Origin of the sequence: Ruania rhizosphaerae, assembly GCF_009805705.1 — a bacterium.
Lineage (GTDB): Bacteria > Actinomycetota > Actinomycetes > Actinomycetales > Beutenbergiaceae > Ruania > Ruania rhizosphaerae.
On record NZ_VSMB01000001.1, the window covers coordinates 123,072 to 137,551 of the forward strand.

The 14,480-nt window shown below is 69.6% G+C and carries 14 protein-coding genes; 9 read left to right on the top strand and 5 right to left on the bottom strand.

Annotated features, from left to right (window positions below; all coding sequences use genetic code 11):
• The first annotated feature begins 17 nt into the window (after positions 1 to 17).
• Positions 18 to 629, top strand: a complete 612-nt coding sequence (locus FV560_RS00530; protein ID WP_159618215.1) for a TetR/AcrR family transcriptional regulator — start codon at positions 18 to 20, stop codon at positions 627 to 629.
• A gap of 223 nt (positions 630 to 852) precedes the next feature.
• Positions 853 to 1,500: a biliverdin-producing heme oxygenase gene (locus tag FV560_RS00535; RefSeq protein ID WP_159618217.1), complete on the top strand. Its 648-nt coding sequence runs from the start codon at positions 853 to 855 to the stop codon at positions 1,498 to 1,500.
• A 39-nt stretch (positions 1,501 to 1,539) separates the two neighbouring features.
• Here the strand turns inward: FV560_RS00535 and FV560_RS00540 are convergent, their stop codons facing one another.
• The 3 genes from FV560_RS00540 to FV560_RS00550 form a co-directional block, all read right to left on the bottom strand.
• Complete coding sequence (locus tag FV560_RS00540; protein WP_159618219.1) at positions 1,540 to 3,405, bottom strand: NHL domain-containing thioredoxin family protein; 1,866 nt, start codon at positions 3,403 to 3,405, stop codon at positions 1,540 to 1,542.
• 61 nt (positions 3,406 to 3,466) lie between these two features.
• Entirely contained in the window at positions 3,467 to 4,156 is a 690-nt protein-coding gene (locus FV560_RS00545; RefSeq protein WP_159618221.1) for a hypothetical protein, read from the bottom strand.
• Between the two features lie 78 nt (positions 4,157 to 4,234).
• Positions 4,235 to 4,948: a hypothetical protein gene (locus tag FV560_RS00550; RefSeq protein WP_159618223.1), complete on the bottom strand. Its 714-nt coding sequence runs from the start codon at positions 4,946 to 4,948 to the stop codon at positions 4,235 to 4,237.
• A gap of 163 nt (positions 4,949 to 5,111) precedes the next feature.
• On the opposite strand from FV560_RS00550, the gene FV560_RS00555 reads away from it, so the two are divergent.
• The 3 genes from FV560_RS00555 to FV560_RS00565 are packed head-to-tail and all read left to right on the top strand — an operon-like array spanning position 5,112 to position 7,433.
• The gene (locus FV560_RS00555; RefSeq protein ID WP_159618224.1) at positions 5,112 to 5,462 is read left to right on the top strand and encodes a YciI family protein; all 351 of its coding nucleotides are present in this window, start codon (positions 5,112 to 5,114) and stop codon (positions 5,460 to 5,462) included.
• 4 nt (positions 5,463 to 5,466) lie between these two features.
• The gene (locus FV560_RS00560) at positions 5,467 to 6,702 is read left to right on the top strand and encodes an RNA polymerase sigma factor (RefSeq protein ID WP_159618226.1); all 1,236 of its coding nucleotides are present in this window, start codon (positions 5,467 to 5,469) and stop codon (positions 6,700 to 6,702) included.
• A 23-nt stretch (positions 6,703 to 6,725) separates the two neighbouring features.
• The gene (locus FV560_RS00565; protein ID WP_159618228.1) at positions 6,726 to 7,433 is read left to right on the top strand and encodes a hypothetical protein; all 708 of its coding nucleotides are present in this window, start codon (positions 6,726 to 6,728) and stop codon (positions 7,431 to 7,433) included.
• Between the two features lie 52 nt (positions 7,434 to 7,485).
• Here the strand turns inward: FV560_RS00565 and FV560_RS00570 are convergent, their stop codons facing one another.
• Positions 7,486 to 8,013, bottom strand: coding sequence for a 23S rRNA (adenine(2058)-N(6))-methyltransferase Erm(C) (locus tag FV560_RS00570; RefSeq protein ID WP_159618230.1), 528 nt, complete (start codon positions 8,011 to 8,013; stop codon positions 7,486 to 7,488).
• A 216-nt stretch (positions 8,014 to 8,229) separates the two neighbouring features.
• Between FV560_RS00570 and FV560_RS00575 the strand changes: the two genes are divergently transcribed.
• From FV560_RS00575 to FV560_RS00590, 4 genes are read left to right on the top strand one after another with little or no spacing between them, the layout of a single operon-like run.
• Positions 8,230 to 8,931: an LmeA family phospholipid-binding protein gene (locus tag FV560_RS00575; RefSeq protein ID WP_159618232.1), complete on the top strand. Its 702-nt coding sequence runs from the start codon at positions 8,230 to 8,232 to the stop codon at positions 8,929 to 8,931.
• Positions 8,932 to 8,967: 36 nt separating this feature from the next.
• The gene (locus tag FV560_RS00580) at positions 8,968 to 9,624 is read left to right on the top strand and encodes a TetR/AcrR family transcriptional regulator (protein ID WP_159618234.1); all 657 of its coding nucleotides are present in this window, start codon (positions 8,968 to 8,970) and stop codon (positions 9,622 to 9,624) included.
• Between the two features lie 54 nt (positions 9,625 to 9,678).
• Positions 9,679 to 11,637, top strand: coding sequence for an RCC1 domain-containing protein (locus FV560_RS00585; protein WP_235019894.1), 1,959 nt, complete (start codon positions 9,679 to 9,681; stop codon positions 11,635 to 11,637).
• A 29-nt stretch (positions 11,638 to 11,666) separates the two neighbouring features.
• Positions 11,667 to 12,356: a spermidine synthase gene (locus tag FV560_RS00590; RefSeq protein WP_200837462.1), complete on the top strand. Its 690-nt coding sequence runs from the start codon at positions 11,667 to 11,669 to the stop codon at positions 12,354 to 12,356.
• 27 nt (positions 12,357 to 12,383) lie between these two features.
• Here the strand turns inward: FV560_RS00590 and FV560_RS00595 are convergent, their stop codons facing one another.
• On the bottom strand, positions 12,384 to 14,444 hold the full coding sequence (locus FV560_RS00595; RefSeq protein ID WP_159618238.1) for a S9 family peptidase: 2,061 nt from the start codon (positions 14,442 to 14,444) through the stop codon (positions 12,384 to 12,386).
• Between the last annotated feature and the right edge of the window lie 36 nt (positions 14,445 to 14,480).

A 14,480-nucleotide genomic window follows, 5' to 3' on the forward strand; every position in this document is an offset into this window, starting at 1 on the left:
AATGCGATGATGTCGCCGTGCCCAAGATCATCGGCTCCACGCTCGCTGAGCACCGCGAGCACGTCCGGACCCAGCTCTTCGACGCGCTCTCGCGCCTGATGACCGAATCCGGCTTCGACACGGTCAGCCTGGCCGACATCGCCGCAGCGGCCGGGGTCGGACGAACCTCGGTCTACAACCATTTCCCCGACAAGGAAGCGTTGCTACTGAGCTTCATCGAGCACGAGACGGCCAAGTTCGTCGCCGACCTGCGGGTGTCGCTGCAGAACGTGGACGATCCCGAGCAGCAACTGCGGGTCTACGTGCGCGAGCAGATCAACCTCAAGACCGTCTACCACGTCACGTCCGGCCCGGATCTACGCTCCGTCGTCTCCGGGAGCACCCAGGCCCGCCTGCGCGAGCACGTGTGGCAGGTCGCCGAGCTGCTGGCCGGGATCCTGCGCGCCGGGATCGCCGCCGGACGACTGCCCGATCAGGACGTCGAGGCAGTCGTCCCGCTGATCAACTCCTGCCTGTCCGGGCGCACCTTTCCCGATGCCGAACCCGAACGGAGCCGCGCCATCGAGGCCACCGAGCACTTCGTGCTGCGGGCCGTCGGGATGCGCGAGACGGCTCTCACGCCCGCCTGAGCATCCACGCACCTTTCAGGCGTCGCGCTCTGGCACGTCTCACGTCGCACCGCGCACGTCCCGCCACACAACCCCGCGCCCCTCATGGCGTCCGGCGACCCGCACACCGCCACCTTTTCGCAACGCCACCGTTTCGCTAACATCGAGAAACGCTTGCCAGTTGAGGCTGACCTCACCTAGTGTGATGACACATTGTCACGACACTCTGTCAGAACGAGGCCCCATGTCGATCACCTCGACGCAACTCCCGATCAGCACTCTCGTGCGGGAGGCCACGAGCGAGGCACACTCCCGTGCAGAGTCCACCGGGTTCGTCACCCACCTGATGGCCGGTCACCTCTCGCTCACTGCGTTCACCGCGCTCGTGAGGCAGCACCGCGCCATCTACGCCTCGCTGGAGCGCCTGGGCAAGCGCGTCGAGGACCAGCCCGGCGCTGCGGCACTGGTGCGCCCCGAGCTGGCCCGCTCGTCAGCCCTGCACCGCGATCTCGCCGATCTCACCGATCTCACGGGCGCGGTCCCCGAGATCGAACCGGCCACCCGCCGTTACACCGAACGCATGGACGCGATCAACAATCTGCCCGGTTACGCCGCCCACGCCTACACCCGCTACCTCGGCGACCTCTCCGGCGGCCAGGTCATCAGGACAATGATGCAGCGCCACTACGGCCTGACCACGGGGCTGAGCTTCTATACCTTCGACCAGATCGAGAAGATCCCTCCGTTCAAGGCCTCCTATCGCGAGGCGCTCGACGCCCTCCCCCTCGACGACGCCGGCCGCGAGCGCCTCGTGACCGAAGCGCGTGAGGCGTTCGCATTCAACGAGGCGGTCTTCACCGACCTGGGGAAGCGATTCCCACCGGCCGCCTGACAGCCGACCGCAGCCCTGCGGCGCGGCAGGAGTAGCCGCTCAGCCGAACAGTGGCAGCGTCAACTCCGCCTCACCACCTGCGGCCACCCGCACCGGGATCCCCCAGTCCTGCTGCGCCAGGTGGCACGCCGGGAACTCCACCGCAGGGTCCGCGTCGCACGCAGCCGCACGAGCGCTCACGTGCAGCACCCCCTGCCCTTCGGTGAGGTGCAGTGTCCGGCGGAGGTCCGTCTCCTCGCCGTGGCCCCAGGCGAGCAGGGAGGGCGGGGTCGCCGAGACGCTCAGCTGCGTCGCTGGGCCGAACCGGTCGTCCAGTTTCGTGCCGGGCGCCGGGGTGAAGAGCACCCGTAGCTCCACCTGCTCCCCCACCTCTGCGACCGGACGCTGCACGTGGTGAGCTGCGCCGTCGTGGGTGAGCTCGTGCCCGATCTGCACGGCGGTGAGGCGATGCGCGGTGGACTCCACGACGAGCAGACGCCCGCCTGCCACAAGCACATCGGAGGGCTCGGCGAGGCCGGTGGCGAGCGTGGTGACCTCACGCGTGATCGGGTCGTAGCGGCGCACCGCGCCGTTGTAGGTGTCGGCGACAGCGACGCTGCCGTCCGGCAGGAGGCACACCCCGAGCGGGTGCTGCAGCAAGGGTTCAGTTCCGGCAGTACCGGCTGTGCCGTCTCGGTGACCGAACTCGAACAACCCCTGCCCGACGGCGGTGCTCACCTCTCCCTCGAATCCGCCTGTCATGTGCACCAGCCGCAGTGCCGAGGTCTCCGCGTCGGCGAGCCAGACTTGGCCGGGCTCCCCCACGGCCAGCCCGGAGGGCTGAGCGAACCACGCCTGGGTGAGCTCGCCGTCCACGAGACCCTCGTTCATCGTGCCGGCCACGTGCCAGATGTGGCCCTGTTCGCCGTCGAACTCCCACAGAGCGTGGGTGCCGGCCATCGCCACCAGGAAGCCACCCATCCGCGGCACCCAGGCCACGTCCCACGGGGAGGAAAGGTTCTGACCGAGCGGGCCGGGAGCCTCCGGGGCGGTGTTGTCCGGCGCCCCCACCCGGTAGGGCCGGCCCGACCCGGCCACGGTGCTCACGTGCCCATCGTCCAGCCGCACCCCGCGCAGCAGGTGGTTCACGGTGTCGGCGACCACCACGTCGTAGCCGAGGGAGCGCCGCAGCTCCGGCGGCACCAGGCACAGGCCATTCGGTTCGTTGAAGGAGGCCTCGTCCGGGGCCCCGTCGGTGGCCCCACGTTCACCGGAGCCGATCCTGCGCACCAGGGTCTCGCCGTCGGGGGCGAGCTCAGCGAGGCTGTGGTGACCGGCGTCGGCCACGAGCAGGGTGCCGCCGGTCAACTCGATCGCCTTGGCAGGGAAACGCAGGGTCGTCGACGGCGGCTCCGGCGACACATAGGGGCCGTCGCCTCGGTGCAGCGTGCCCTTCGTCTCGTGCTCGGTGATCAGATCCTCGATCAGCGCCGCGAGGCTGGGCGCGTGCCCCTCACCGGCGAGCTGGGCCACGACGTATCCCTCGGGATCGATCACCACGAGTGTGGGCCAGGCTCGCGCGGTGTAGGCCGTCCAGGTGGTCATATCCGCGTCGTCGAGCACCGGGTGGGCCACGCCGTAGCGTTCGACCGCGGCGGCGAGCGCATCCGGCTCCGCCTCGTGGGTGAACTTCGGCGAATGCACTCCGACGATCACGAGCTCATCGGCGTACCTGTGCTCCAGATCCCGCAGTTCGTCGAGGACGTGCAGGCAGTTGATGCAGCAGAAGGTCCAGAAGTCCAGCAGCACGATCTTGCCGCGCAGGTCCGCGAGAGTGAGGTCGCGGCCGCCGGTGTTCAACCAACCGCGGCCGGTCAGCTCGCTGGCGCGGACGCGGGGCAGGCGCGGGCTCTCCGATGCAGTCACCTGGGAACCCTACGACGGTCTTTCGTCCAGGTAGCGACCACCCGCTCGCGGCCCAACGACGTCAGAACCCACGGACCCGGCGGATGGTGCGGATCAGGTCACTGCGGTCCACGTCGAGCCCCATGGTCGGGATGACGATCTTTCGGTCGTTGCCGCGCAACTCCACGCGGCGGGCGTCAGAGGTCACGATCGTCGGAACCTCGGCCCAAGAGGCGCGGCGAATGGTCCCGTATCGACGCTCGATTCCCTCGGGATCCAGCACTACCCGGGCGCTGCCGACCAGCAGTCCCATGGCGGCCAGCACCACCCCGCACCCGGCGATGGTGCCGAGCGCGACCCACCGGTCCTCCTCCACAGCGGACCACACGAACACGCCGATCAGGGCGAAGAACCCACCCATGCCCCCCAGCACCACGGCGACCGCGCGCCGACCGCGCACCACGTACAGCCCGTCCCGCTCAGCGATCCCGTAGGGCAGGGGGTCCTGCGACTCGCCCAGGGCAGCACGTTCCTCCTGCTCAACGACCCGAGCGCGTTCACCGAGCGCGCGTGCGCCGCGGAACGCGACCGCCATGATCGCGAACGCCACCGCCGCGACGATGACCGCGGCCACCCAGTTCGAGCGCCAGTCATCGAGCAGCGCACGGATCACGGCGAGGCCAACGATCACGGCCCCGATGGCCGCCATGAGCACCAGCACCCGCACACTACGCAGGCGGCGGGTACGGGGCAGGTCACGTGCGGCAGGCATGAACGCATGTCACCAGGTCGCGCCCGATCGCGCCAGTCCACGGGCACTGGCACCACGCGGGCCGACAGGACCGGGACATCAGAATCCCCGCTGACTGCGGATGAAGCGCACCAGGTCCACAGCGCTCACCTCCAGCACGGCCACCGGCAGGATCAGCCGGGGCCGGCGCCCACCTGGCCCGGTGAGCTGGACGTAGTCGGAGCCGCGCCGCACGCGCACGGACCGGATGATCGGCACGTCGTCCCATGCCCAGCACCGCGGCCACGGCCGCCGGACCTCGATCCCGTCGGTGTCGATCACATAGCGCACGCCCGCGAAGATCACCACGAAGAGGAGGCTGAGCAGGGCGAAGCCGCTGAAGCTGATCAGCGAGCGCATCCCGTACTCGTCAGGCAAGGACGCCACCCCCGCAGCCGCGAAGCCCAGGGTGAGCACGCACCCAGCCACGACCGCCGTCACGCTGGTGCGCACCTGAAATCGTCCGTCTCGCTCCTCGATCCCGTACGGTGTCCCGTCCCAGTTCGGCAGAGCCTGCACGTCGGCCCGCATCGTCTGCTGCAAGGTGTCGGATGCCCAGCGTGTGAGGCGGCGGGCGAGCCACACCCCGAGCACCCCGATGCCGGCAACGGCGATGACACCCACTATCGAGGCCAGGTCCCACTCTCCGGCAACCTCGAAGCCGACGACGATGAACAGGACGATCCAGAGCGCGGCCACCACCTGGATCGCGATGCCGAGCGCGCGAAGGCCACGGCGTACCCGTGTGCGGGGCATCTGCGACGCGCGTGGCATGCCGATCAGGCAACCACACCCGGGCGTCTCCGGCCAGGGCGCACCATGGTCAGCACTATCCTCCGAGATCATTCTGTCGCCGAGTGTCGATTTCCCTCGTCCTCGTTCGTGGAGAGGATGAGAGGCGGGCACCGGGCCCGCCTCACGATCAAGGAGTTCGACGATGACGCAGTACCTGCTCTCCGTGTGGCACGACTACGACCAGCCGACCTACCCCGACGACGCCACCATGCAGCAGGCGTTCGCCCAGGTGGACGCCTTCAACACGCGTATCACCGAGGCCGGGCAGTGGGTCTTCGGTGGCGGCCTCGAAGCCCCCAGCTCGGCCACCACGGTGGACAACAGCAAAGGAAAGGGGCTGGTGACAGACGCCCCGCTCGCCGAGACCCGCGAGCAGATCGGCGGTTTCTGGGTGGTCGAGGTCGAGGACCTGGACGCGGCTCTCGCACTCGCGCAGGACGCGTCCGCCGCCTGCATGGGGCCGGTCGAAGTGCGGCCGTTCCAGTCCGAGTGAGCCAGTGACGAGAGCCGAGCACGAGACTGGCACAGCGCACGAGGCCGGGGTGGCCCGCGTCTACCGCGAGGAGTACGGCAGGTGCGTGGCCACGCTGACCCGTGTGCTGGGCGACCTCTCCCTCGCAGAGGACGTGGTGCAGGAGGCGTTCACCGCGGCCCTGACCGCGTGGGCGGATCGCATCCCGCCCAACCCGGGCGCCTGGATCGTGGTCACGGCCCGGCACCGCGCGATCGACCGCCTGCGCCGCGAGGCGAAGCGCGAACAGAAGCATGCGGAGGCGGTGCTGGTGCACCCTCCGCCCGAGCCCGAGGAGGTGGGACCGGTGGCCGATGACCAGTTGCGCCTGATCTTCACCTGCTGCCACCCGGCGCTCGCCCCCGAGGCGCAGGTGGCCCTCACCCTGCGCACTCTGGGCGGCTTGACCACACCCGAAGTGGCGCGGGCATTCCTCGTACCGGAGCCCACGATCGCCCAACGCATCGTGCGGGCGAAGAAGAAGATCGCCAGTGCAGGCATCCCCTACCGGCGGCCGGCAGACCACGACCTGCCGGACAGGCTCTCCTCCGTGCTCGCCGTGATCTATCTGATCTTCACCCAGGGCTACGCGCCGAGCACCGGTGCCGAACTCGTGCGCACCGACCTGTGCGCGGAGGCGATCCGGCTCGCCCGGCTCCTCGTCGCGTTGATGCCCGACGAGGAGGAGGCGGTCGGTCTGCTCGCGCTGCTGCTGCTCACCGAGTCCCGCCAGCCGGCGCGCACCGACCCCGGCGGAGCACTCGTTCCGCTCGCAGAGCAGGACCGATCCCGGTGGGACGCCGACCTGATCGACGAAGGTCAGGCATGGGTGCGCTGGTGTCTCCAGCGCAACCGCCCGGGTTCCTACCAGGTGCAGGCTGCCATCGCTGCCGTTCACAGCGACGCCGCCACCGCCGGGGCGACTGACTGGCACCAGATCCTCGCCCTCTACGACCAACTCCTCACGCTGGCACCCTCCCCCGTGGTCGCCCTCAACCGGGCAGTAGCCCTGGCCGAGGTGCGTGGACCTGCGGAGGCGTTGTCCGCCGTCGAGGATCTCGACCTGGACGGCTACTACCTGCTGCAGGCCACACGTGCCGATCTGCTCACCCGCCTCGGACGCGCCAGGGAGGCGGCCGCGGCATGGCGCCGAGCCGGCGAGCTGACGGCGAACGAGGTGGAGCGGCAGTTCATCGCCGGCCGGATCGCAGCGCTGGAGTGACGTCACCGGCGTACCGTGGATCGATGGACATCGTGGTTCCCTCCCAGTTCAACGGTCCGCCTCACTCCGGCAACGGTGGCTGGACCAGTGGGCACCTGGCCGCACTGCTGCCCGATCACGACGGCGCAGCTTCCGTCCGGCTGTTCTCTCCCCCGCCGCTGGACACTCCCATGCAGGTGAGGACCGATCCTGGCTCGGGGGAGCTGACCGCCCTGCATGGGCAGGTGAAGGTCGCCTCTGCTCGGGTCGCGCCCCCGGTGGGGACGGAGGATGTCCCCGGGCCGGTGCGATTCACGGAGGCGGAGGCGGCCGGCGACTCCTACGCCGGTCTGGTGGATCACCCCTTCCCCACCTGCTTCTCGTGCGGCATCGAGCGTGATCCGAGCGAGGCGTTGTGCCTACGCACCGGCGTGGTGCGCGAGGGGGTGTACGCCGCGGCCTGGGTGCCACGCGAGGTGACGCCGGAGATCGTGTGGGCCGCGATCGATTGCCCGAGCGGGTGGGCGCTGGGGGTGGCCGGGCGGCCGGTGGTGCTCGGCACGATGACCGTCCAGGTCGATGAGCTGCCCGAGCCCGGGTCCGAGTTGGTGGTGCTCGCGTGGCCGATCTCCTCCCAGGGGCGCAAGCACCAGGCGGGCACAGCGCTGCTGCAGGGTGACCGCATGCTGGCGCAGGCGCGATCGGTGTGGATCAGCGTGGATCCGGAGTCGGTCCGGCCGATCGCCGGATGAAATCGACGGTCATACTGCCAACCAGGTCCGTATACGCACCTGGTTGGCAGTATCACCGTCGTTTTCGTACCCGACGCAGCACCAGCACGGCCGAGTCGCTGCGCGGTGGCGGCACGAACGCGGCTGCGGGCACATGCGCGCCCAACTCGGCTGTGAAGCCGTGCGGCGGGGAGGCGGCGTACCGGCGCGCCATCCACCGCGGCAGCACCAGGTCGGCCCGGGTCAGTGCCGAGTGCCGCGCGGTGATCCGGCGCACGAGGGCGGCCCCGATCGCGTACGGCGGGTTCGCTACCACCCGGAACGGGCGCCGCGGTAGTGGCACCTCGAGCAGGTCCGCCTGCACCACAGTGACGGCGTCGGACGACCCTAACGCAGCCGTCAGCCCGCTCACCCGGCCGGAGTGCAACTCAACCGCAATCACGCGACCGGCATGCCTGGCGAGGGGTCGGGTCAGCGCCCCGGTTCCCGCGCCCAGATCGAGGACGAGTTCACCGCCACGGAGCCCGGCACCGCGGATGATCCGATCAGCCCAGGAGCCCTTCAGCCGGTGCGACCCCCAGCGCCGCCCGTTCCCGGACACGACGCACCATCACCATGTACATACCCATGGCCGTGAGGGTAGGCAGCGGTGTGGTGCGAGCGCCACGGATTTTCGGCCCGCGCATCCCACGCCCGAGAAATCCGACGTCGATCTGGCGGTTCACACCCCGGAATCCGACGTCGATCTGGCGGTTCGCGGCAGCCATATCGACGAGTGATTCCGGGAGTCCCAGGTGAGCCGGTTATCGTGACCGCCATGTCACGTTCGGGCAAGGCCGCGATCGGCACGCTGGCGCTTCTCCTGGTCCTGGTCGGTGGCGCCTACGCGCTGGACCGGTGGGCGGTGGCGCAGGCTGAGGATCGGGTCCGTACCGAATTGAGCACCGCCTTCCCCGACGCCGAGCACCTTGAGGTCTCGATCGCAGGGGCGCTGTTCCTTCCGCAGGTGATCACCGGCTCTCTGAGCACGGTGGAGCTGTCGGCCGACGGCATCCGGTACGAGGGCCTGGACGTCGCCAATGTGGAGGTCCTCGCCCAAGGGGTGGATGTGGGTGAGCCGCGAACCGTGGAGGAACTCACGGTGAGCGCCACCGTGCCGGGAACGACCGTTCAGGCTGCGGTGGCGGCCTCGGGCCGCGTACCCGAGGGGGTCACAATCGAGATCACCGGCGGTGACCTGGTCGCGAGCGCGACCGTACTGGGCGTTCCCCTGGAGGCGACCCTGCAGCCGGTGGTCTCCGACGGCGAGCTCCAGCTCGAGCCGCAGACCTTCTCCCTCGGCGGGCTGGAGGTCGATGCCGACGCGATCCCGGGCGACCTGCTCGGGGATCTCGGCTCGCTCCAGGTGCCGGCTGACGCCCTTCCGGATGCGCTCACCCTCACCTCTGCCGAGGTGATCGGCGACGAGGTCAGGCTCGAGGTGACCGGCAGCCAGGTGGCGCTCGATGATCTCAACTGAGCGCGAGCGACTCCGCGGGCGGGCATACTGCGCCACGTGACTAGTTCCGCTCCACGCCGACGCCCCCGCAAAGACGCATTGGCCAATCGCGACCGCATTCTCGACCATGCCGAGCATGTGTTCGCCGCGGAGGGTCTCGACGTGAGCCTGCACCGTCTTGCCGAGGACCTGTCCCTGGGGATCGGGACGGTTTACCGCCACTTCCCCACCCGCGAGGACCTTCTCCTCGGCCTGTATCACCGGCTCCAGGAACGCGTCGATGAGGCGGGCCAGGCACTCCTCAGTATCGAGGGCGCGTACGAACGCGTCGTCGCCTTCATCGACCAGACGGTGCAGTTCTCCCTCGATGTTCCGGTCGCCCGGACGGTCGGGGCCAGGGTGCACCGTCTCTTTCCCGACGAGGTGCGGGTCAGCCCGACCGCGGGGGTGGTCGCGCACGCGGTCGAGGAGGCCAAGGCGGCGGGCAGGATCCGCGACGACGTCGCCGCTACCGATATCGCGTCGCTGGCCGGGATGCTCGCGGATCTGGTGTGGGTGCGAGAACCGGAGCGCTCGGTCGTGATCCCCCGGATGCGCGTGCTCGTCCTCGATGCGCTCCGGCCTCAGGGCGAACCCCGGCCGGGCCTCCCGGCAGGACCGGTCTCGATGACCGAACTCACCCGGATGGCGCACCGCAACCGGATGAGGCCCTGACCCCAGTATTGTTAAACGGACTTTTCGTCCGCTATGTTCGATGCCGTGACGTGGATGCGCAGGGGTGTCGTGGGAGCCGTGGTCGCGGGTGCGCTGGCGACCGGAGTGGCGGGTGCTCCGGCATCGGCCGACGAGCCGGTGGTCCCGGGCGGTTCCGCCATTGCCTTCGGGTCTAGCGGGTCCGGACAGACGGAGGTACCGGACCTGCCGCCCGGGGCGACCTACACCGCCCTCGCCGCCGGAGAGAACCACACGGTGCTGCTGCGCTCAGACGGCCAGGTGTTGGCCTTCGGGTCTAGCGGGTCCGGACAGACGGAGGTACCGGACCTGCCGCCCGGGGTGACCTACACCGACGTCGCCGGCGGCACCGACCACACGGTGCTGCTGCGCTCAGACGGCGAGGCCGTGGCCTTCGGCAGCAACAGCTACGGGCAGACGGAGGTACCGGAGCTGCCAGAGGGCGTGGTCTACACCGACGCCGCCGCGGGCTGGGGACAGACGTTGCTGCTGCGCTCAGACGGGAACGTCGAAGCCTTCGGCCACAGCGCCGCCGGAAAGACCGAGGTACCGGATCTACCACCCGGGGTGACCTACACCAGCGTCGCCGCCGGCGTCAACCACACAGTGCTGCTGCGCTCAGACGGCGAGGCCGTGGCCTTCGGCGAGGACCGCCACGGCCAGACGGAGGTACCGGAGCTGCCGGAGGGCGTGGTCTACACCGCCGCCACCGCCGGCGGCTGGCATTCGGTGCTGCTGCGCTCAGACGGGAACGTCGAAGCCTTCGGCGCCAGCACCCAGGGACGGACCGACGTGCCGGACCTGCCACCCGGGACGACCTACACCGACGTCGCCGGTGGTGGCCTCCATACCGTGCTGCTGCGCTCAGACGGCGAGGCCGTGGCCTTCGGCAGCGACAACTTCGGGCGAACGGACGTGCCGGAGTTACCAGAGGGGATGGTCTACACCGACGTGGCGGCTGGCTACGGGCACACCGTGCTGCTGCGGTCGGCCGTAGACACCGAGGTGAGCCTAGAGGCTCCTGACTCGATCGCCGCCACCGACGCCGAGGTGGAGGTCAGCGCGAGCGTCGACGCCGCTGGTGAAGACCAGCCCGGTGTCGCGTTCAGCGGCACGGTGCGCTTCACCATCGACGGCCAGGATCCGATCGACGTCAACGTCAACGACGAGGGAGAGGCCACCACCACAGTCGACGGGCTCCCCACCACCGCAGGCAGCACCATCGCTGTCAGTGCCACCTACCTCGGATCCACCGACGGCGCCTATCTCGCCTCAGCTGTACCGGCCGACCACGACATCGAGATCACCGCTGGACCGGTGGATGCGATCGAGGTCTCGCCGTCGGCGGAGCAGATCGTCGCGGGAGAGTCGGTGACCTACACGGTCAACGGGACCGACCGCTTCGGCAACGACCTCGGCGACCTGACTGACACCACCACCATCGCCCCCGGCACCAACACGGGAGCCGAGGTCGACGGCAACACCGTCACTTTCACCACCGTCGGTGCCCACACCATCACCGCCACAGTGGACTCCGACCCCGAGATCGCCACCACAGCCACCGTGGACGTCACCGCTGCACCACTGGCCGCGATCGACCTGCGCGCACCGGATGGCCTCGAGATCCGCGAGGGTGGATCCCTCACGTTCGCCGTAGATGGAACCGACGCCTACGGCAACCGGGTGGACATCGAGAACGACGCCGTCACGCTGACCAGCGACCAGTCCAGTGACATCGTCGACGGCCTCACGGTCACCTTTCCCGAGGCGAGCCCCCACCGGATCACGGCGACCGTCGGCAACCTCACCGACACTGTCACCGTGGAGGTCACCCCGAGCACCCCCGCACCGGCGAACCCCGAACCAAGCGCCCCCGAACTTCCAGAAACTGGCGCAGGTGTCGGCACCCCGCTCACCGGCGCCGCACTCCTGCTGCTCCTTGGAGCGGCACTGACCATGGCGGCCCACCGCACGGCTCGCCCGCAGCACACGTGACCTGCTCCCTCGCGTGGTAGGACTGCCTGATGGCAGCCCGTTTCGAAGAGCTCGACTTCCAACAGACTCCGGTCGGTGAGATCAGCCTCCGACGGCGCTACGACCTCACGGCGAAGACCGACGTGTACGAGGTGCGCCTGGGCGAGGAGTACCTGATGTCGAGCCTGTTCACGGTCGCCGAGAAGGCACTCGCCACTCTCGCCCTCGACGCGCTCGACCGTGACGGCGCACGGGTACTGGTGGGCGGTCTCGGTCTCGGCTACACCGCGCACACAGCGCTGGCTGATCCACGCGTGGCGGACCTGACGGTGATGGACGTGGCCGAACCGGTGATCGACTGGCACCGCCGCGGCCTGTTACCCGAGACCGCCGGCCTCGCCGACGATCCCCGCAGCCGCCTGGTGCTGCGCGACTTCTTCCAGCTTGTCACCACCGAGCCCGGGACCACCTACGACGCGATCCTGCTCGATGTGGACCACACCCCGCGCCATGTGCTGCACCCGAGTCATGCCGATTTCTACACCCCGGCGGGACTGCGGCAGATGCAGCGTCACCTCACCGCGGGAGGGGTGTTCGCGCTGTGGTCGGATGACCCACCCGATCCCCAGTTCGAGGCCGTGCTCGCGCAGGTGTTCGGCTCCACCGCGGCCGAGGTGGTCACGTTCGCCAACCCGCTCACCGGTGGTGAGTCGAGCAACACCGTGTACCTGGCCCGCTGACGGGCCGGCCGGCCTCGACCAGCGCTCCTACCCGAGCAACTCTGGCAGCTCCGGCGCCGCCTGCCCCAGCACATGCTCAGCCAGGAACGCCGAGACCACCTGGTACCAGATCTTCGCGTGCTGCGGGGTAAGGATCCAGTGGTTCTCGTCCGGGAAGTACAGGAACCGGTGGACGGTGGAGCCGTCCTCACCGGCGGGCAGTCCGGAGGAGCTGAGCAGGTCGTACCAGAGCCGCAGCCCCTCACCGATCGGCACCCGGTAGTCCTTGTCTCCGTGGATCACCAGCATGGGGGTGCGGATATCGGCGACGGCGCGGTGGGGGGAGTTCTGCTCCGCCATTTCCGGCGTCATCTCGCGGGTCCAGTAGAACGCCGCATCGGTGGTGCCACCAAAGGCGTCCAAGCCCCACAGGCTGGCGTGCGTGACGATCGCGTCGAACCGGTCGGTGTGTCCGGCAACCCAGTTGGCCATGTATCCACCGAACGAGCCACCCATGGCGGCTGTGCGGGTCTGATCGATCTCCGGCAATGCCTCGGCAGCGTCGGTCGCAGCCATGAGGTCGGTGAACGGCGCCTGACCCCAGGCACCCCACCCACGCTGGATGAAGTCCTGCCCATACCCGGTGCTCAGGGCCGGGTCCGGCAACAGCACGGCATAGCCCTGCGCGACCAGCAGCCACGGGCACCACCGCCAGCTCCATGCGTTCCAGGACCCGAGCGGGCCACCGTGGATCCACAACAGCAGTGGAGCAGGCTCGTCCTCGCTCGCCGCGTCCGGCAGCGCCAACCAGGACCGGACGCGCGTGCCGTCCTCGGCCGTCGCCTCCACCTCGCGCAGCGTTCCGGGCAGCACCGGCCGCGGCACCGGACCGCGCAGCGCTGTCACGTCCCCGGAATCCAGATCGATGCGCACCACCTCGGCCGGGAACTCGTAGGAGGACCGCAGTGCGTAGGCGGTCCCGCCGTCCGGTGCGGCAACCACACTGGTGTACGCGGCGTCGTCGTCAGTCACCTGGGTGACCACACCCTCCAGGGTGACGTGAAAGACGGGCGAGCGGCCGCCGTCATCGGTGGCCATCAGCAGCCCGGACGAATCCGGCAGCCACACCGGTTCCCCCGGCCAGCGGTCCCACTCCGCGGCGATCCGGCGCGGCGCCGACCCGTCGATCCCGCACACCCACAGACTCACCTCGGGCGCACGCTCGGGAGTGGTGATCGTCTCGCGGCCGTAGGCGACGAGTTGCCCGTCCGGGCTGATGCGGGGCGTCAGGAACTCTGCCTCCGAGTCGTCCACCAGCACGGTGCGCCCGCCATCGGCCACGTCGATGCGAACGAGCTGGGTGCGTACGGCACCCCTGCCCATGGGCACCCGCCACGTGCTCACGACGGCGGAGCCATCCGGGGCGAGATCGGCCTCAGCCTCGATGAGGTACTTCCCGGCGTCGGGGGTCAGGTCGCGCAGCTCGATCTCGTCCTGAGTGCTCGCCTCGCCGGCGAAGTACCGGGGAGCGGCGGGGCCGAGATCGTGATCCCAGTACCGCACGGGGTAATCGCTGTGCAGGATCGCGGACACCTTGTTCTCCGAGCGCGCGTCCCAGATGGCCTGCTCGGACTCGTCATCGGCGGCCGAGGGCATGGCATCGGCAGTGACGACCACCGTGCCGGCGGTACGGGCGGCCCGCACTCCGGAGACGCCACCGGGGCGGGTCGCCACCTGCCGGGCCTCCCCGCCGGCGGCCGGAAGCAGCCATAGCGCCGGCGTGACCTTGTCCTCGGATGCGCCCTCCGTGGGGCGCTTGGCGACGAACAACAGGTCGCCGTCGGAGGTGAAAGCGGCTCCGCTCTCTCCGGTGAGTCCGTGCGTCAGGCGCCGCGCCGGCTGGACACCCTCCGGATCAACTTCCCACAGTGCGGTCAGATACTTGGTGGCATCGGAGCTCAGGGTGGAGACACCGACGACGATGCTCTCACCGTCCGGTGAGAGCGTCAGCCCGCCCACACGCGGGAGGGCGATGTAGGAGTCGAGGTCGTGGAACGGGGTGGCCGGAGGGGTTGCCTCAGCCCCGGAGGTGTCGGTGGTGGTGTTCACGAGACGTTCGTATCACGCCGAACCGACAGTGGCGAG

What these genes read in the sequence shown, in the direction of transcription:
- FV560_RS00555 (WP_159618224.1), top strand. Translation starts at nt 5,112, where the DNA reads ATGACGCAGTACCTGCTCTCCGTGTGGCACGACTACGACCAGCCGACC.
- FV560_RS00590 (WP_200837462.1), top strand. Translation starts at nt 11,667, where the DNA reads ATGGCAGCCCGTTTCGAAGAGCTCGACTTCCAACAGACTCCGGTCGGT.
- FV560_RS00575 (WP_159618232.1), top strand. Translation starts at nt 8,230, where the DNA reads ATGTCACGTTCGGGCAAGGCCGCGATCGGCACGCTGGCGCTTCTCCTG.
- FV560_RS00565 (WP_159618228.1), top strand. Translation starts at nt 6,726, where the DNA reads ATGGACATCGTGGTTCCCTCCCAGTTCAACGGTCCGCCTCACTCCGGC.
- FV560_RS00550 (WP_159618223.1), bottom strand. Translation starts at nt 4,948, where the DNA reads ATGCCACGCGCGTCGCAGATGCCCCGCACACGGGTACGCCGTGGCCTT.
- FV560_RS00535 (WP_159618217.1), top strand. Translation starts at nt 853, where the DNA reads ATGTCGATCACCTCGACGCAACTCCCGATCAGCACTCTCGTGCGGGAG.
- FV560_RS00585 (WP_235019894.1), top strand. Translation starts at nt 9,679, where the DNA reads ATGCGCAGGGGTGTCGTGGGAGCCGTGGTCGCGGGTGCGCTGGCGACC.
- FV560_RS00545 (WP_159618221.1), bottom strand. Translation starts at nt 4,156, where the DNA reads ATGCCTGCCGCACGTGACCTGCCCCGTACCCGCCGCCTGCGTAGTGTG.